This is a genomic window from Streptomyces sp. CB01249, from assembly GCF_001905735.1.
Classification (GTDB): Bacteria; Actinomycetota; Actinomycetes; order Streptomycetales; family Streptomycetaceae; genus Streptomyces.
Map to the genome: position 1 here is coordinate 206286 of NZ_LISW01000007.1, position 17041 is coordinate 223326.

Consider the following 17041-nt stretch of genomic DNA (forward strand, 5'->3'; position numbering starts at 1 on the left):
AGACCTCAGGAGACCGCCGCCCGGAACCCCGTGTTCACCGCCGTAAGCCCCCCGTCCACGCACAACGACGTGCCCGTGATCCACTCCGCGTCCGACGACGCGAGGAACGCCACCGCCTTCGCGATGTCCTCCGGTTCGCCGACGCGGCCCAGCGGGTACAGCGCGCTGACCCGGTCCAGTTCCGCCTCGCGGCCCGACCAGGCGTCGGTGCGGATCGTGCCGGGGACGACGAGGTTGGCGCGGACGCCGCGGGGGCCCGCGTGGCCGGCGAGGGTGCGGGTGAGGCTGGCCAGGCCCGCCTTCGCCGCGCTGTAGGCGTGGTTGCCGAAGTCCTGTACGCCGTTGACGGAGCCGATGGAGACGATCGCGCCCCGCCCGGACGCGGCGAGATGCGGCATCGCGGCCCGCGAGCACCGGTACGCGCCGCCCAGGCTGACGTCCAGGTCGCGGTGCCACGTCTCGTCCGGCTCGTCCTCGAAGAGCATGCTGTCCAGGCTGCACGAGTACGCGTTGTTCACGAGGACGTCGAGACCGCCGAAGGTCTCCACCGCGTGCGCCACCGCCGCCTCGACCGCCGCCCGGTCCGCCACGTCGCAGGCCCGCGCCTCGGCCACGCCCCCGGCCGCCCGGATGTCCGCCGCGACGGCCTCCGCCCGGTCGCCGTCCAGGTCGGTGACGAGGACGCGGGCGCACTCCGAGGCCAGCAGGCGGGCGGTGGCGGCGCCGATGCCCCGGCCCGCACCGGTGATGAGGACGGCGTATCCGTCGAAGCGAGTCATAGCGCCGACCGTACCGCCCGCACCAGGGCCTGGGCCCGGGGGTCGGCGGTAACTCCCTTCTGGAGGCCGTTGGTTACGTACCCGAAGGCGATCCCGGACTCGGGGTCCGCGAACCCCAGCGACCCGCCCCGGCCGGGGTGCCCGAAGGAGCCCGGCGCGAGGAGCGGGCTCGACGGGCCGTGGAGCATGTAGCCCAGGCCGAAACGGGTGTTGACGACGAGCACCTGATCCGGGCCCGCCGACTCCTCCGTGCGCGCGAGCGTCAGCGTCGCCGGGGCGAACAGCCGCTGGCCGTCGACCGGGCCGATCATCGCGGCATAGCAGCGGGCCAGGCCGCGCGCGGTCGCGGTGCCGTTGGACGCGGGGAGTTCGGCGGCCCGGTACGCCGCGTCGTTCTCGTCGGGCAGCGGGTCGATCGCGCCGAACGCCCGCCGGGTCAGCGACTCCGGGTCGCGGTAGGCGTCCACCACCGACCGCTTGGGCCGCATCCGCAGCGCCCCGGTGTTCTCGGCGGCGGGCGGCTCGACGGGCCCGATCCGGCCGACCCGGTGGGCCTCGTCCTCGGGGATGCCGAACCAGAAGTCGAGGCCGAGCGGGCGGGCGATCTCCTCGGCGACCCAGCGGCCGACGGTGCGCCCGGTGACGCGGCGCACGAGTTCGCCGATGAGCCAGCTGAAGGTCTGCGCGTGGTAGCCGTGCGCGGTGCCGGGCTCCCAGGCCGGGGCCTGGGCGGCGACGGCCTGCGCCCCGCTCACCCCGTCCGCGGCCTCCTCCGGGGTCAGCGGCCGGTCCAGGGCCGGGACGCCCGCCCGGTGGGCGAGGAGGTGGCGGACGAGGACGCGTTCCTTGCCGTTCGCCTTGAACTCCGGCCAGTACGTGGAGACCGGGGCGTGCAGGTCGATCTGGCCGCGCTGGTGGAGCAGCAGCGGGACGGCGGCGGCGATGCCCTTGCCCGCGGACCGGACGACCTGGACGGTGTCGACGGCCCAGGGTTCGGTGCCGTCCACGTCTCTGGTGCCGGCCCACAGGTCGACCACCTTGCGCCCGTGCCGGTAGACGGCGACCGCCGCCCCCCGGTCCCCGCGCTGCTCGAAGTTACGGACGAACGCGTCCCGGACCGCTTCGAATCCGGGCGCCGCCGTGCCCCGTACGTCCACGCCTGCTGCCGCACTCCCGCTCATCCCCCCATGGTGCACGGCACCGCAGGTGGGAGGCAGGGCGGGTCACCCGGAATTCACCGTCACGGAACGCGGGTCGAAGCCGAAGGGGAGTTCCAGGCGGTGGGCGCGCATCAGGGGCTCGTCGCAGAGGAGGTCCTGGGTGCGGTCGTCGGCGGCGATGACCCCGTCGCTGAGGATCACCGCGCGGCCGCAGAGCTCCAGCGCGTACGGCAGGTCGTGCGTGACCATGAGGACGGTGACGTCCAGGGAGCGCAGGATGTCGGCGAGTTCGCGCCGGGACGCCGGGTCCAGGTTGGAGGAGGGCTCGTCCAGGACCAGGATCTCGGGCCGCATGGCGAGGACGGTGGCGACGGCGACGCGGCGGCGCTGCCCGAAGGAGAGGTGGTGCGGCGGCCTGCCCGCGTACTCCTCCATGCCGACCTGCTTGAGCGCCTCCATGACCCGCTCCTCCAGCTCCGCGCCGCGCAGTCCCCCGGCGGCGGGTCCGAAGGCGACGTCCTCGCGGACGGTGGGCATGAAGAGCTGGTCGTCGGGGTCCTGGAAGACGATGCCGACGCGGCGGCGGATCTCGGCCATGTTCCGCTTGTCGACCGGCATCCCGGCGACGCGCACCGACCCGGCGCCCGCCTCCAGGATGCCGTTGAGGTGGAGGACGAGGGTCGTCTTTCCGGCGCCGTTCGGGCCGAGCAGCGCGACGCGTTCGCCGCGTCCGACGGTCAGGTCGACGCCGAAGAGCGCCTGGTGGCCGTCGGGATACGCGTACGCGAGTCCGCTGACCTCCAGGGAGGGCGGTACGGGGGCGGGGTCGGTGCTCATACGGTCCATCCCACCAGACACACGGCGAGGGCGAGCACCGGGAGGGCGGAGGCGTACGCCCACTGGGTGCGGGACGCCGTCACCTGGTCGATGACGGGCATGGTGCCCGCGTAGCCCCGGCTGACCATCGCGAGGTGGACGCGTTCGCCGCGTTCGTAGGAGCGGATGAACAGCGCCCCGGCCGACTTGGCGAGGACGCCCCAGTGCCGGATGCCACGCGCCTCGAAGCCGCGGGAGCGGCGGGCGATGGACATGCGGCGCATCTCGTCGGTGATCACGTCGCCGTACCGGATCATGAAGGACGCGATCTGGACGAGCAGCGGCGGCAGCTTGAGGCGCTGGAGGCCGAGCAGCAGTTCGCGCAGTTCGGTGGTGGAGGCGAGGAGCACGGAGGCGGCGACCCCGAGCGTGCCCTTGGCCAGCACGTTCCAGGCGCCCCAGAGGCCGGGGACGCTGACGGAGAGGCCGAGGACGTGGGTCTGCTCGCCGGGCACGACGAACGGCATGAGCAGCGCGAACGCGACGAACGGCACCTCGATCAGGAGGCGCTTGAGCAGGAAGCCGGCCGGGATGCGGGCGAGCGCGGTGACGCCCGCGATGAGCAGCGCGTAGAGCCCGAAGGCCCAGACGGCTTCGCGCGGGGTGGAGACGACGACCACGACGAAGCAGAAGACGGCGGCGAGCTTGCAGTGCGGCGGCAGGTCGTGGACCGGTGAGTGCCCGTGCCGGTAGAGCTTGTGCGCGTGGCCGGACGCACCCTGGTACGGGGCCGGCCTGGGCCGGGGGCGTTGTGGGTTGCTGTCAGTGGTGGGTTTCCACGGAGCACCGGCGCCCATGTCAGACCTTCTCTTCGGTACGGGTGTCGGCCTCGCCCTGCGTACGGCGTCGGCGGGAGACCACGTAGAAGGCACCGCTGCCCACGACGAGGGTGGCGCCGACGCCGATGATGCCCGCGAGGCCGCCGGAGAGCCGGGTGTTGGAGACGTCCTTGACGCCGTAGTCGGCGAGCGGGGAGTCCTTGGCGGCGTGCTCCTTGGCCTCCTTGTCGATGCCCTGGTCGGTGGCGACCTTCTCCAGGCCGTCCGGGTTGGCGGAGGCGTAGAAGGAGACGAACCCGGCGAGCACGAGGGCGGTGACCAGGCCGGTGACCCAGAGGCCGCGGGTCGGGCGGTGCGCGGCGGGGGCGGGCTCGCGGACCGGCGCCGGGGCGTCGACCAGTTCGCCGTCGACGCGGAGCTTGAGCGGGGCGGTGAGGCCCTTCGCGCCGTGGACCAGGTCGGGGCGGACAGCGAGGACGGCGCCGACGGTGAGCGCGGTGATCACGGCCTCGCCGATGCCGATGAGGACGTGCACGCCGACCATGGCGGTGAAGACCTTGCCGATCGGGATGTCGGTGGTCCCGCCGATCCAGTACATCAGCGTGAAGGCGCAGGCGGCGGCCGGTACGGAGACCAGCGCGGCGACGAAGGAGGCGGCGGTCATCGAGCGGCGGGTACGCGGCAGCACGCCGACCAGGCCGCGGAAGAGGGCGTACGCGACGACGGTGGTGACGACGCCCATGTCGAGGACGTTGACGCCGAGCGCGGTGAGGCCGCCGTCGGCGAAGAGGATGCCCTGCATCAGCAGGACGACGGATATGCAGAGCACGCCCGTATACGGTCCGACGAGGATCGCGGCGAGCGCCCCGCCGAGCAGATGGCCGCTGGTGCCGGCGGCGACGGGGAAGTTCAGCATCTGCACGGCGAAGATGAAGGCGGCGACGAGACCGGCCAGCGGCACGGTGCGCTCGTTCAGCTCGCGGCGGGCCCCCCGGAGGCTGACGGCCACGGCACCGGCGGCGACGACGCCCGCGACGGCGGAGACAGGTGCGTTGATGAATCCGTCGGGTACATGCATGGGGGAGGCTCCGCTTCCTGCGTTCTCGCGTTGCTGCGCCGGGTGCGCGGGGTCGTGAACCTCTCAATGATAGGACCTTGTTGCGAAGCGTTCGCAAGAGCGCGTCTGCCACAACTGCATAGGACTCCCCTAGTGCCCTTTTCGTAAAATATGGGACATTAGATAACAAAGTTGCAGAAGCAGGATGGAGAGTCGGCCCATGTCCTCCGTGATCCATGACCATGCCCGTGCCCGGCTCGTCACCGACGCCCGCGACCTGCCGGTCGTCCCGGTCGAGCTGCGGTTCGACGGCGCGGACTCCCCCGCGAAGGTCCGCATCGCCTATCCGGGCGGCACGGAGTGGGCCGTCGAACGCGAGCTCCTGGAACGCGGGCTGCGCTACCCGGTCGAGCAGGACGGCTGGCGGATATGGCCGTGCGGCAGGGTCCAGGTGGTCGTGGAGCGGCACGACTCGGCCGGCGTCGACGTCGTCCAGTTCGACTGCGCCCCGCTGGTCCGCTTCCTGCGGCGTACGCACAAGGAGGCCGACGCCCCCCACGCCGCCGCGCGCACCTGAGCGGACGACGCAGAGAGCCCCCGTGCACACCGTGCACGGGGGCTCTCGCCGCCCCGGCCCCCCGTCCCCACAGGTAACCCGGGCTTCCGGGGCCGCGCACCGCTCGGACGCGGCCCCGGAGATCAGACCGCGCGGCTCACACGCGGATCAGCTCGCGCTCCCCACCGGACTCCGGACCACCGTCACCGGCGGCCGGCTCGTCCAGGTCCTTGCGCAGGCCCTCGCCCTCGACGTCCACGTTGGGCAGCGCGCGGTCCAGCCAGCGCGGCAGCCACCAGGCGCGCTTGCCGAGCAGCGCCAGGACGGCGGGCACGATCGCCATGCGCACGATGAACGCGTCGAAGAAGACGGCGATGGCGAGCGAGAAGCCGATCATCTTGATCATCTGCTCGCTGGAGCCGATGAAGCCGGAGAACACCGCGATCATGATCACGGCGGCGGCCGTGACGACCCGCGCCCCGTGCTTGAAGCCGGTGACGATGGCCTGGCCGGGCTTCTCGCCGTGGACGTACGCCTCACGCATCCGCGTGACGAGGAAGACCTCGTAGTCCATCGCGAGGCCGAAGACCACGCCCACCATGAAGATCGGCATCATCGACATGATCGGACCGGTCTGCTCGACCCCGAAGAGCGAGCCGAGCCAGCCCCACTGGAAGACCGCGACGACCGCGCCCAGGGCCGCGACGACCGAGAGCAGGAAGCCGAGCGCCGCCTTCAGCGGTACGAGCACCGACCGGAAGACCACCATCAGCAGCAGGAAGGCGAGGCCGACCACGAGCGCCAGGTAGGGCAGCAGCGCGTCGTTCATCTTCTGCGAGAAGTCGATGTTCATCGCGGTGGAGCCGGTGACCAGCACCTCGGCGCCGGTGTCGGACTTGATGTCCTTGCCCGCGTCGCGGATCGCGTGGACCACGTTCTCCGTCTCGACGGAGCTCGGGCGGTCCTTCGGGACGACGGTGATCATCGCCGCGTCGCCGGCCTTGTTGAACGTGGCCGGGGTGACGGCGACGACGCCCTTCATGCCGGAGATCTCGTCGCCGACCTGCTTGGCCGCGGCCTTGCCGTCCGCACTGTGCTCGGTGTCCACGACGACGAGCAGCGGCCCGTTGAAGCCGGGGCCGAAGCCGTCGGAGAGCAGGTCGTAGGCGCGGCGCTGGGTGGTGCTGGTGGGCTGGGAGCCGTCGTCCGGCAGGCCCATCTCCAGCGAGGCGGCCGGTACGGCGATGGCACCGAGGCCCAGGACGCCGACGAGCAGCACCCAGACCGGCTTGCGCAGCACGAACCGGGCCCAGCGGGTGCCCATGTTCGGCTTCGCCTCGGGCTTGTCCGCCGCGTCGGCGGCCTTGCGCGCCTTGCGCCCCACGATGCGCTTGCCCACGAAGCCCAGCATGGCCGGGACGAGGGTGAGGGCGATCAGGACGGCGATGGCGACCGTGCCGGCCGCGGCGAAGCCCATCTTGGAGAGCATCGGGATGTTGACGACGGCCAGGCCGACGAGGGCGATGACCACGGTGAGCCCGGCGAAGACGACCGCGGACCCGGCCGTGCCGACCGCCCGGCCCGCCGCCTCCTCGCGTTCCCGGCCCTCGGCCAGCTCGGCGCGGTAGCGGGAGACGATGAACAGCGCGTAGTCGATGCCGACGGCGAGGCCGATCATCATCGCGAGCGTGGAGGTGGTGGAGCCCAGGTCGAGCACGTTGGCCAGGGCGGTGATCGTGGAGACGCCGATGCCGACCCCGATGAGGGCGGTGAGCAGCGGCAGCCCGGCCGCGATGAGCGAGCCGAAGGTGATGACGAGGACCACGGCGGCCAGCGCGATGCCGATGACCTCGGTGGCGCCGGTCTCCGGCATCACCTGGAGCGCGTCACCGCCGATCTCGACGGTCATCCCGCTCTTCTGGGCGTGGGTGCCGGCGTCCTCCAGCGCGTCCCGGGTCGCGTCGGTCAGCTCCATCGAGTTGACCTTGTACGACACCGAGATGTACGCGGTGGAGCCGTTCTTGGAGACGGCCTTGCCGGTGTACGGGTCGGTGACGGAGGCGATCTGGTCGGAGCCTTCCTTCAGCTCCCGGGTGATCTTGTTGACCTCGGCCTTGTTGGCCGCGTCCGTCATCTTCTCGTGCTCGGGGGCCTTGAAGACGATGCGCGCGGTGGCGCCGTCCGCACTGGCGGCCGGGAAGCGCTGTTCCAGCAGGTCGAAGGCCTTCTGGGCCTCCGTACCGGGGATGGAGAAGGAGCTGGAGGTCGCGGTGGCTGCGGAGGACGCGCCGAACCCGGCGAGCGCCAGCAGTGCCACCCAGATCAGGGCGACATAGCGGCGGCGCCGGAAGGCGAGCCGTCCGAGCTTGTAGAGGAATGTGGCCACGGGGGCGTACTCCCGGTCAGGTCGTGGAGTGGAAAAGGGCGTGAGGAACCAGCCCGACGACGAGAGCGGCGTGTCAGGTGGGGCTTGGGGAGGGGGCCGTGCGGAGAGCGCGGGGACCGATGAGGTCAGACGCCGGAGCGGGCTGGGGATCCCGGCCGGATCAGGGAGCGGCGTCTGGTGCGTACAGCTGCAAGGCGCCGAAGCGTCCTCGTAGCGGAGCTACTAGGGCGTTTCGGCAACGCCGCAGATGTGCGTGCCAGGCGTCGCGACCCCGGCCGTGATCCTCAGCCCGCTCCTAGAGCGGGGAGGATCACGGAGTCGACGTAATCGAGAAGGAATGCCTGGTCGACCGGGCGGTCCTCGACCAGCTGCCGAGTGGCGAAGGCGCCGATCAGCATGTGCGGTACGTATCTGAGCGCCGGGTTGTCCGGGCTCACCTCTCCCCGGTCCACGGCCCGGCGCAGCAGCGTGTCGAGACCGGTCATCTCCGGTTCGACCAGCAGTTCGCGCAGGGCCTGGAGGAGGTCGGGGTTGTTGTGGACGGCATGGCTCAGACCCCGCATCAGCGCGGCGTCCTTCTCCATCTGACAGTCGTCACTGCGGCTGAGTACGGCGTGGAAGTCACCGCGCAGCGAGCCGGTGTCGACATCGCCGAGGGTGCCGGGTTTGTTGTGGCGCAGGGCCGTGACGACGAGCGCCGGCTTGCTCCCCCACTGGCGGTAGAGGGTGGCCTTGCTGGAATGCGTACGGGCGGCGACGGCGTCCATCGTGAGGGCGTCGTAGCCGACTTCACGGAGCAGGTCGAGCACGGCGGCGTACAGCTCGCTCTCACGCTCGGGCGTGAGCCGTGTGCGTGCCATGGTCCGACCTCCTGTCCGATGAGTCATCGAACGAAACCGTTTCGTACAGCAGAACGGTACCCCGCCCACCCAGCGAAACGAAACTGTTTCGTTTGTGGCTCGCACCACAAAAAGCGGGTCTCTCTGAGTTGCCGGGCCCCCTTCGCGCGGAAAGCATTGGGGGGTGAGTGACGACGTCTCGTATCTCCGGTTCCCGCACCTCCACGAGGATCTGCTCTGCTTCGCGGCGGAGGACGACCTGTGGGTCGCCCCGCTCGCCGCCGAGGGGGAGCGCCCCGGACGGGCCTGGCGGGTCACCGTCGACCGCACCCGAGTCGGCCACCCCCGGTTCTCGCCCGACGGGACCCGGATCGCGTACACGTCCTGGCGCAGCCTCGACCCGGAGATCCACCTCGCCCCGGTCGACGGCGGACCGTCCCGGCGGCTCACCTACTGGGGCTCCACCGACACCCGGGTCTGCGGCTGGACGCCCGACCCCAGCGACGCGGCGCAGATCCTCGCCGTCTCCTCGCACGGCCAGCCGTTCTCCTACTTCTCCTGGGCCTACAGCGTCCCCACCGACGGCAGCCCCGGCGGCAAGCTCCCCTGGGGCCCGGTCTCGGACATCGCGGTCGCCGACACCGACGGCGAGCGCCGCACCCTGCTGCTCACCGGCACCCCGCCGCACGAACCGGCGGCCTGGAAGCGCTACCGGGGCGGGGCCATGGGCCGCCTGTGGCTGCACGGCGAGCGGCTGCTCCCGGACATCGGCGGGCACCTCGACACCCCGATGTTCGTCGGCGGCCGGATCGCGTTCCTCTCCGACCACGAGGGCGTCGGCAACCTCTACTCCTGCCGCCCCGACGGCACGGACCTGCGCCGCCACACCGACCACGACGCGTTCTACGCCCGGCACGCGGCGAGCGACGGGCGCCGCGTGGTCTACCAGTGCGCGGGCGAGCTGTGGCTCGTGGACGACCTGGAGACGCCGGGCGCGGTGCCCCGGAAGCTGGAGGTCCGGCTCGGCGGCCCGCGCGCCGGGCGGCGTACGTACCAGGTCCCGGCGTCGAGCCATGTGGACGCGGTGTCCGTGGACGAGACGGGCCGGGCGAGTGCCGTGTCGGTACGCGGCAGCCTGTACTGGCTCACGCACCGCGACGGGCCCGCCCGCACCATCGCGGACACGCCGGGGGTACGGGTGCGGCTGCCGGAGATGCTGGGCAGCGGGGGCGAGGTCGCGTACGTCACCGACGCGGAGGGCGAGGACGCGGTCGAGATCGCCCCGCTGCCGCGCGCCAGCGGCGACCGCCCGGTCCGCCGCCTCGCCTCGGGCCTGATCGGCCGGGTCCAGGAGCTGGTCTCCGACCCGGACGGCGAACGCCTCGCCATCGCCGCGCACGACGGCCGCCTGCTGCTCCTGGACACCGACGAGGAGACGGCCACCGGCGAGCCGGTCGAGCTGATCCGGTCCGTCAACGGGCCCGTGCGCGACCTGGCGTTCTCCCCGGACGGCGCCTGGCTGACCTGGTCGCACCCGGGCATCGGCCGCTCGCTGCGCAAGATCAAGCTGGCCCGGATCGGCGGTCCCGGCGAGCCCGCGATCGTGGACGTCACCAACGGCCGCTTCGAGGACGAGAACCCGGTCTTCACGGGCGACGGCCGCTATCTGGCCTTCCTGTCCTGGCGCGGCTTCGACCCGGTGTACGACGTCCACACCGGCGACCTGTCCTTCCCGCTCGGCTGCCGCCCCTACCTGGTGCCGCTCTCCTCGGCGACCCCGTCCCCCTTCGCCCTGCTGCCCGACGGGCGGCCCGCGGCGGGCGGCCTGGACCCGGTCGACTCGGCCGGGGCGGGGATGACGGAGGGGTCCACGGTCACCGTCGAGTTCGAGGGCCTGGAGAGCCGGGTCACGCCGTTCCCGGTCTCCGCCTCGAAGTACTCCGCGCTGGCGCCGGTCAGCGGCGGCGGCCTGGTGTGGCTGCGCTGGCCGATCTCCGGGGCGCTCGGCGAGACCTTCGCCAACCCGGCGGACATGTCGGGCCGCCCGACCCTGGAGCACTTCAGCATCGCCAAGGCGAAGAAGACCGAACTCGTGGGCCACCTCGACTGGTTCGAGGTCAGCGGCGACGCCTCCCGGCTGGTCGTGATGGACGACGGCGAGCTGCGCGCGGTGCCCGCGACGGAGCCCGGCGACAACGACTCGACCGTCTATCTGGACCTGCGCCGCATCCTGCACGAGGTGGACCCGGCGGCGGAGTGGCGCGGGGCGTACGGCGAGGCGGGCCGCATCATCCGCTCGTACTTCTGGGAGCCGGACATGTGCGGCATCGACTGGCCGGCGGTCCTGGACCAGTACCGCCCCCTGGTCGAACGTGTCGCCACGCCCGACGAGTTCGCGGACCTGCTGCGCGAGGTGCTGGGCGAGCTGGGCACCTCGCACGCGTACGTGTCGCCCGCGCGCCGCAACGAGGGCCCGCCGCACTACCAGCGCGCGATCGGCCTGCTCGGCGCCAACTTCGCCTGCCGGGACGGGGACTGGACCCTGCTGCGCATCCTGCCCGGCGACTCCTCGGACTCCAAGGCGCGTTCCCCGCTGGCCGGTACGGGCATCCGCGAGGGGGCGGTGCTGACTCATGTGGACGGGCGGCCGGTGGACCCGGTCGCCGGGCCGTATCCGCTGCTGGCGGCGGCAGGCGGCACGACGGTCGAGCTGACCTTCCGCCCGGCGGAGGGCGGGGGCCGTCCGCGCCGCATCGCGATCGTGCCCCTCGTCGACGAACGGCCCCTGCGCTATCAGGACTGGGTCGCCAAGCGCCGCGAGGTGGTCCGGGAGCTGAGCGGGGGGCGGTGCGGCTACCTCCACATCCCCGACATGGGCGGCTCCGGCTGGGCCCAGTTCAACCGCGACCTGCGCATGGAGGTGTCCCGCCCCGCGCTGATCGTGGACGTACGCGGCAACGCCGGCGGCCACATCAGCGAGCTGGTGGTGGAGAAGCTCACCCGCACGATCCTGGGCTGGGACCTCACCCGCAACGCCCAGCCGGTGTCGTACGCCTCCAACGCCCCCCGGGGCCCCGTCGTCGCCCTGGCCGACGAGGCGACCTCCTCCGACGGCGACATGATCACGGCCGCGTTCCGGCTGCTGAAGCTGGGCCCGGTCGTCGGCCAGCGCACGTGGGGCGGCGTCGTCGGCATGACCGGCCGCCACCGGCTGGGCGACGGCACGGTGATCACGGTGCCGATGAACGCCGCCTGGTTCGACACGTACGGCTGGTCCGTCGAGAACCACGGCGTCGAACCGGACCTGGAGGCGCTGCGCACCCCGCTGGACTGGGCGGAGGGCCGCTACGCGGTCCTGGACGACGCGGTCCGCACCGCCCTGGACCTCCTCGCCGCCCATCCCCCGGCGACCCCGCCCACGTACGACACGGCCCCGGACCGCCGGAGGCCACCGCTGCCGCCGAGGTAGGCGGGCGGCTCACTCCTCCTCGTCGTCCTCCTCCAGCCCGGCGTCCAGCTCCGCGTCCAACGCCTCGTCCAGCGCCTCCAGTTCCGCTTCCGGGTCGATCATCCGGGCCTGCAGTTGCAGGTCGTCCGCGTCGTAGCGGGAGAGGACGTCCTCGTACCAGGTTTCGGCGGCGGTCGTCAGGAGGTTCATCGCCTCGTCGAGGCGGCCCAGGTGGCGCAGGGCGGTGCCGTAGAAGCCGGCCGTCTCCGTGCGGAAGGCGTCGTTGTCGTCGCCCTCCTCCCAGGCGCTGCGGAGGAACGGTTCGGCCTCCTCGTACGCCCCGCGCTGGACCATCAGCTTGCCCGCGAGCATGGAGTCCAGGCGGGAGCCGAGAGCGGCCGCGCGGGCGTACCAGCGCTCGGACTCCTGGTAGTCGTGGTGGAAGTCGGAGAGCCAGCCCATGTGATGGCAGGAGTGCTGGTCCCCGGCCTCGGCGGACAGGCGGTGCCACTTGTCGCGGTCGGTGAAGCGGCGCAGCTCCTTGCACAGCTGCGCCAGGTCGTAGAGGGCGTACGCGTCACCGGCGCGGGCGGCGGGCTCCATCCAGGGGACCAGGTGGCGGGCGTTCTTGCCGCCCCAGTCGTTGAGCAGGTTGGCGTACTCGTACCCGGCCCGTGCGTCCCCGGCCCCGGCCCGCTCGCGCAGTCCGGGCAGCAGCCGGTAGTCCGGCTCGTCGGAGGCGCGGGGGCCGCCCTCGCGGAGCGCGGCGATCCGGGCCAGCTGGTGCACGGCGTCCTTGTCGTCCTCGCCGAACCCGCCGAACCAGCGCTCGGCCTCGTCGTACCGGCCGAGGCGCGTGTACAGCATCCCGAGGTTCCACTTGGGCGCCTCCTCGCCCGCCTCGACCGCGAGGAGGTAGGCGCGCTCGGCCTCCGCCGTCTCGCCGCGCTGCTCGCACTTGTTGCCGAGCAGCGCGGCGGCCTTGGCGACCCCCGCCTCGTGCGCCCGGACCAGCAGGTCGCGGGCCCGGGGCCACTCCTCGTCGTCGCCGGTCTCGGTGAGGAACATCGCGTGGTACATGCCCGCCTCGGCGCTGAGCGCGGAGCCCCGGGCGTACAGCTCGTCGGCGCGGGTGGTGAGCCCCGGGTAGTCCGCGAAGTGCTGGTCGAGGTCGAAGAGCCCCTGCACCGCCTTCAGGGCGGCCTCGCCGTCCCCGTCGGCCTCTGCGGTGTCCAGCCCGGCGGCGGCCCGGTCGAAGACCTCCACGAACGAGTCGAAGAGCTGCGACCAGCGGAAGACCGCGATGTCCCCCAGCCCGGTGTCACTCATCAGGAACGCGGACGCCTCCGCCGGCCGCCCCTCGGCCGCCATGAGCTTCCCCAGCTCGATCTTGGCTTCGAGGTGCCGCCCGTACTCCCAGGCGTGCCGCAGCCACTCGGCGGCCTCGTCGTTCCTGCGGTCCTCGTGCAGCAGTACCCCGAGCCCGTACGCGGACCCCGCGTCGAACTCCGCGACAGCCCGGTACAGCGCCTCCGCCGTGTCCCGGTCGCCCCGGATCTTCCGGTACCGGGCGAGCGTGTAGTGCGCCCAGATGTCCCCCGCCTCGACGGCCCGCTCCCAGTAGGGGATGCCCTCGTCGATGTGGTGCCCGAAGACGAAGAAGTCACTGTGCCGACGGGCGGTCCTGCCGTCCTTGTCCAGGGCGGCGGCAACCATCGCCTCGCCCCGGGTCCGTATGTGCTCGGTGGTCATGGGCGCATGCTGTCAGGCGAGTTGGCGTCCGCCCGGACCGGGCCCCGCGGCTTCACACTTCATGCGCACCGGCCACGACCGCCACCGTCCACGTGGCCGTCCCGCCCTGGACCCGCATACGGAGCGCCTGCGCGTCCGCCTCGCTGTAGACCCGGCCCACGGTGACGACCTGGTCGCAGGCGATGCGACGGGGGTCGTCCTCGGGCCGGTCGGCGTCGACGATCGTCACCCGGCCCTTGCCGGTGCAGCGGGCGTAGATCGTGTAGACGCCCTGACCGGGCGTGAACCGCTTGAGGTCGAGGTCGGCGGAGCCGTGCGTCTCGGGGACGAGTACGGCTGCCCGCGCGGGGAGTTCGAGCCCGGCCGCACGCGAAGGCACCGGGTTCGCGGCGCGCTTCTGCGGGGCGTGCTCGGCCCCGCTGCATCCGGCGGCGAGGAGGACGGCCGCCGCGGCGGCGAGAACGGGAAGGTGCCGGTTCATGCGGAACTCCTCGGGTCGGCGTAGGCGCTGCTCAACGAGATGTACGAAACGCCAGGCGCCGTTCCAGTCCGCTGCGAAGTCGTGCCGACGCCCCGGGCAGCGGGGCGAGCCGGCGCACCTCCGCCGGGGTCAGCTCCGGGCGGTCCGCCAGCGCGAGCACCGCCGCGTACGGGCGTTCGCCCTCGGCCAGCCTGGCCGCCACGACGTCGAGGACGGCCCGCAGGACGGTCCGGTCGGCGCGCGGGTGCTCGGCGAGCAGGAGCAGCAGCCGGTTGTCGTTCCAGGGGCTGTCCCTGGTTCCGGCCAGCTCCAGCAAAGTGCCGGGCTCCGTGGCCGGGTTGGCGGCGAGCGCCTGCCGGACGAAGACGTACGGGGAGCGCGCCAGGCGGTGCAGAGCGGCACCGTCGGTCTCGGCGCGCGCCCGCTCCAGCCAGTCCGCAGGCGTATGCATGCCCCTCGCCCCTCCCCCTGTGCGAGCAAGCGTACGAGCCCGGCTTGCGTCTCCCCCGGCGGGAGACCCCAAGCTGGCCCCATGGACGGCAACGCGCTCCTCTCGATCGGGGAGCTGGCCCGGCGGACCGGGCTCAGTGTGAAGACGATCCGGTACTACTCCGATCGCGGGATCGTGGCGCCGACCGCCCGCACCCCGGCCGGTTACCGCCGCTACGGCGCCGACGCCGTCGCGCGTCTCGGCCTCGTACGGACCCTGCGGGAGCTCGGGCTCGGCCTGGACACGATCCGCAAGGTGGCCGACCGGGAGCGGTCGTTGCCCGACGTCGCGGCGGCGCACGCGGAGGCGCTGGAGGCGCAGATCCGCGTCCTGCGCCTGCGGCAGGCGCTGCTGGCCGCCGTGGCCGAGCGCCGGCTCACCCCTGAGGAGACCGATCTCATGCATCAGCTCGCCCGCCTCACCGACGACGAACGCCGCCGCCTCGTCGCCGACTTCCTCCACGCGGTCTTCGACGGCCTGGCACTCGACGGGGTCGCCCGGACGCTGACACCGGAGCTGCCCGGCGATCCCGACGCCGAGCAGACCCGCGCCTGGGCGGAGTGGGCCGCGCTGGCCCAGGACCCCGACTTCCGCGCCGGGCTGCGGCGGACCCTCCGGGAGGTCGCCGCCGAGCAACCCCCCGGCACCCCACCCCGGCGCAACTTCGCCGCCGCCGTCCGCGACCTCGTCGCCCCCGCCCTGGCCGCCGGGCTCGACCCCGCCTCGCCCGAAGCGGACCCCGTCGTCGCGGCGATCACGGCCGAGCACGCCCACCCCGACGCGCTCCTCCCCCGGCTCCGGAGCCTCAACGACCCACGCCGCGACCGTTACGTACAGCTGCTCGCCGTGATCAACGGGTGGCCCGCGCCCGAGAGTCCGGGGCCCGCGCTCGACTGGGCCGCCGAGGCCGTACGCGTACGGACGGCATGACACCGCACACCCATGTCACAACCACGCCCGCCGTCTCGTCTCGGGAATGAACGCACCGCATCGACACCCCGAGGAGCACACCATGAACGCACGCCTCAACTACTTCGCCAATCCCGCCGCCGGCAAGGCGCTGAAGCACTTCATGGCCTTCGGCCGGGAGATGAAGGGACTGCCGCTGCCCGCCGCGACGCAGGAGCTCGTCGCGCTGCGCGTCAGCCAGATCAACGGCTGCGCGGCCTGCATCGACATGCACACGAAGGAGGCCGCCGAGGCCGGGGAGAGCGCGGTGCGGCTGCATCTCGTCGCGGCCTGGCGGGAAGCCACCGTCTTCACCGACGCGGAGCGCGCGGCACTCGCGCTGGCCGAGCAGGGCACGCGTACCGCCGACGCGGGGACCGGGGTGGACGACGCCACCTGGGCGAGGGCCGCCGAGCTCTACGACGAGGAGCAGCTGACCGCGCTCGTCATGCTGGTGTCGTTCATGAACGCGGTGAACCGGCTGAACATCATCACGCAGCAGCCGGCGGGCGACTACAAGCCCGGACAGTTCCACTGAGCGGAAGCGGCGAGGGAGAGGAACCGGCATGGGCAAGGCCGAGGAGTTCGAGGAGCTGCGGGCGCTGCTGTTCTCGATCGCGTACCGCATCCTGGGCAGCGTCGCGGAGGCGGAGGACGCCGTCCAGGAGACCTGGCTCCGCTACGACGCCTCGGCCACCCGGCCGGATTCGCTGAAGGCGTTCCTCTCCACCACGGTGACCCGGATCGCGATCGACGTGCTGCGGTCGGCCCGGGTGCGGCGGGAGGAGTACGTCGGCCCGTGGCTGCCGGAGCCGCTGCTCGACGACCCGTACGCGGACCCGGAGCGGGCCGCCGAGCTGGCGGATTCGGTGTCGATGGCGTCGCTGCTCCTCCTGGAACGGCTGAGTCCGCTGGAGCGGTCGGTGTTCGTGCTGCGGGAGGTCTTCGCCTTCGGCTTCGGCGACATCGCGGCGGCGGTGGGCCGCTCCGAGGCGGCCTGCCGTCAGCTGCTCGTACGGGCCCGGCGCCACATGCACGAGGGGCGGCCCCGGTTCGAGGCGGACCGCGCGGAGCAGCGGGAGCTGGCGGGCCGGTTCTTCGACGCGCTGTCCCGGGGCGATGTGGACGGGCTGCGGAGCCTGCTCTCCGCCGACGTCCAGCTCGTCGGCGACGGCGGCGGCAAGGCCCCGCAGCTGGCCCGGACGGTCGTCGGCGCGGACAACGCGGCCCGGCTGCTCGCCACGGTCTACCCCCTCATGGCCGAGGCGGGCATCACCTGCGAACCGCGCGAGGTCAACGGCCGCCCGGGGGCGCTGTTCCGCGTGCGCGACGGGGGCGTGCTCCACATCCTGTCCCTGGACGTGCGGGACGGGCAGATCCAGACGGTCCGCTCGGTCATCAACCCGGACAAGCTCGGCCACCTGGGCCCGGTGGCGGACGCGTGGGCGGCGGACCGCGAGGTACGGGCGCTGCGCAAGCGGGACGTCTGA

Annotated in this window: 15 protein-coding genes; 5 read left to right on the plus strand and 10 right to left on the minus strand. The window is 72.7% G+C overall.

The window, feature by feature from the left end; genetic code table 11:
- Positions 1 to 5: 5 nt before the first annotated feature.
- The 5 genes from AMK18_RS27735 to AMK18_RS27755 all read right to left on the minus strand — a co-directional run bounded on the left by AMK18_RS27735 (position 6) and on the right by AMK18_RS27755 (position 4672).
- Positions 6 to 779: an SDR family NAD(P)-dependent oxidoreductase gene (locus tag AMK18_RS27735; protein ID WP_073864916.1), complete on the minus strand. Its 774-nt coding sequence runs from the start codon at positions 777 to 779 to the stop codon at positions 6 to 8.
- Positions 776 to 1936 (minus strand): serine hydrolase domain-containing protein, encoded by a 1161-nt coding sequence (locus AMK18_RS27740; RefSeq protein WP_018104172.1) that lies wholly within the window; start codon positions 1934 to 1936, stop codon positions 776 to 778. Before AMK18_RS27740 ends, AMK18_RS27735 begins: the two co-directional genes overlap by 4 nt.
- Positions 1937 to 2002: 66 nt before the next feature.
- Positions 2003 to 2776, minus strand: coding sequence for an energy-coupling factor ABC transporter ATP-binding protein (locus AMK18_RS27745; protein WP_073864917.1), 774 nt, complete (start codon positions 2774 to 2776; stop codon positions 2003 to 2005).
- Positions 2773 to 3612, minus strand: coding sequence for a cobalt ECF transporter T component CbiQ (gene cbiQ, locus AMK18_RS27750; RefSeq protein ID WP_079199345.1), 840 nt, complete (start codon positions 3610 to 3612; stop codon positions 2773 to 2775). The genes AMK18_RS27745 and cbiQ overlap by 4 nt, the downstream gene beginning before the upstream one ends.
- Before the next feature lies 1 nt (position 3613).
- The gene (locus AMK18_RS27755; RefSeq protein ID WP_073864918.1) at positions 3614 to 4672 is read right to left on the minus strand and encodes an energy-coupling factor ABC transporter permease; all 1059 of its coding nucleotides are present in this window, start codon (positions 4670 to 4672) and stop codon (positions 3614 to 3616) included.
- A 199-nt stretch (positions 4673 to 4871) separates the two neighbouring features.
- Between AMK18_RS27755 and AMK18_RS27760 the strand changes: the two genes are divergently transcribed.
- Positions 4872 to 5228, plus strand: coding sequence for an SsgA family sporulation/cell division regulator (locus AMK18_RS27760; protein WP_018104176.1), 357 nt, complete (start codon positions 4872 to 4874; stop codon positions 5226 to 5228).
- Positions 5229 to 5364: 136 nt separating this feature from the next.
- Here the strand turns inward: AMK18_RS27760 and AMK18_RS27765 are convergent, their stop codons facing one another.
- Complete coding sequence (locus tag AMK18_RS27765; RefSeq protein ID WP_073864919.1) at positions 5365 to 7593, minus strand: MMPL family transporter; 2229 nt, start codon at positions 7591 to 7593, stop codon at positions 5365 to 5367.
- Between the two features lie 284 nt (positions 7594 to 7877).
- Entirely contained in the window at positions 7878 to 8453 is a 576-nt protein-coding gene (locus AMK18_RS27770) for a TetR/AcrR family transcriptional regulator (RefSeq protein ID WP_018104178.1), read from the minus strand.
- Between the two features lie 163 nt (positions 8454 to 8616).
- On the opposite strand from AMK18_RS27770, the gene AMK18_RS27775 reads away from it, so the two are divergent.
- Entirely contained in the window at positions 8617 to 11901 is a 3285-nt protein-coding gene (locus AMK18_RS27775; RefSeq protein ID WP_073864920.1) for a S41 family peptidase, read from the plus strand.
- A 9-nt stretch (positions 11902 to 11910) separates the two neighbouring features.
- On the opposite strand, the gene AMK18_RS27780 is transcribed toward AMK18_RS27775, so the two are convergent.
- The 3 genes from AMK18_RS27780 to AMK18_RS27790 are packed head-to-tail and all read right to left on the minus strand — an operon-like array spanning position 11911 to position 14564.
- Positions 11911 to 13632 (minus strand): tetratricopeptide repeat protein, encoded by a 1722-nt coding sequence (locus AMK18_RS27780; RefSeq protein WP_073864921.1) that lies wholly within the window; start codon positions 13630 to 13632, stop codon positions 11911 to 11913.
- A gap of 52 nt (positions 13633 to 13684) precedes the next feature.
- Positions 13685 to 14113, minus strand: a complete 429-nt coding sequence (locus tag AMK18_RS27785; RefSeq protein ID WP_073864922.1) for a hypothetical protein — start codon at positions 14111 to 14113, stop codon at positions 13685 to 13687.
- A gap of 31 nt (positions 14114 to 14144) precedes the next feature.
- A complete protein-coding gene (locus AMK18_RS27790) occupies positions 14145 to 14564 on the minus strand; it encodes a hypothetical protein (protein WP_073864923.1) in 420 nt (139 codons plus the stop codon).
- An 81-nt stretch (positions 14565 to 14645) separates the two neighbouring features.
- Between AMK18_RS27790 and AMK18_RS27795 the strand changes: the two genes are divergently transcribed.
- The 3 genes from AMK18_RS27795 (at position 14646) to AMK18_RS27805 (ending at position 17041) form a co-directional block, all read left to right on the plus strand.
- Entirely contained in the window at positions 14646 to 15533 is an 888-nt protein-coding gene (locus tag AMK18_RS27795) for a MerR family transcriptional regulator (RefSeq protein WP_073864924.1), read from the plus strand.
- Positions 15534 to 15615: 82 nt separating this feature from the next.
- The gene (locus AMK18_RS27800) at positions 15616 to 16089 is read left to right on the plus strand and encodes a carboxymuconolactone decarboxylase family protein (RefSeq protein ID WP_018104184.1); all 474 of its coding nucleotides are present in this window, start codon (positions 15616 to 15618) and stop codon (positions 16087 to 16089) included.
- 28 nt (positions 16090 to 16117) lie between these two features.
- Positions 16118 to 17041 (plus strand): RNA polymerase sigma-70 factor, encoded by a 924-nt coding sequence (locus AMK18_RS27805; RefSeq protein WP_073864925.1) that lies wholly within the window; start codon positions 16118 to 16120, stop codon positions 17039 to 17041.

Excerpts from the sequence above, each read along its gene's own strand:
- AMK18_RS27755 (WP_073864918.1), bottom strand. The coding sequence starts at position 4,672 with ATGCATGTACCCGACGGATTCATCAACGCACCTGTCTCCGCCGTCGCG.
- AMK18_RS27745 (WP_073864917.1), bottom strand. The coding sequence starts at position 2,776 with ATGAGCACCGACCCCGCCCCCGTACCGCCCTCCCTGGAGGTCAGCGGA.
- cbiQ (WP_079199345.1), bottom strand. The coding sequence starts at position 3,612 with ATGGGCGCCGGTGCTCCGTGGAAACCCACCACTGACAGCAACCCACAA.
- AMK18_RS27800 (WP_018104184.1), top strand. The coding sequence starts at position 15,616 with ATGAACGCACGCCTCAACTACTTCGCCAATCCCGCCGCCGGCAAGGCG.
- AMK18_RS27760 (WP_018104176.1), top strand. The coding sequence starts at position 4,872 with ATGTCCTCCGTGATCCATGACCATGCCCGTGCCCGGCTCGTCACCGAC.
- AMK18_RS27790 (WP_073864923.1), bottom strand. The coding sequence starts at position 14,564 with ATGCATACGCCTGCGGACTGGCTGGAGCGGGCGCGCGCCGAGACCGAC.
- AMK18_RS27785 (WP_073864922.1), bottom strand. The coding sequence starts at position 14,113 with ATGAACCGGCACCTTCCCGTTCTCGCCGCCGCGGCGGCCGTCCTCCTC.
- AMK18_RS27780 (WP_073864921.1), bottom strand. The coding sequence starts at position 13,632 with ATGACCACCGAGCACATACGGACCCGGGGCGAGGCGATGGTTGCCGCC.
- AMK18_RS27805 (WP_073864925.1), top strand. The coding sequence starts at position 16,118 with ATGGGCAAGGCCGAGGAGTTCGAGGAGCTGCGGGCGCTGCTGTTCTCG.
- AMK18_RS27770 (WP_018104178.1), bottom strand. The coding sequence starts at position 8,453 with ATGGCACGCACACGGCTCACGCCCGAGCGTGAGAGCGAGCTGTACGCC.
- AMK18_RS27735 (WP_073864916.1), bottom strand. The coding sequence starts at position 779 with ATGACTCGCTTCGACGGATACGCCGTCCTCATCACCGGTGCGGGCCGG.
- AMK18_RS27795 (WP_073864924.1), top strand. The coding sequence starts at position 14,646 with ATGGACGGCAACGCGCTCCTCTCGATCGGGGAGCTGGCCCGGCGGACC.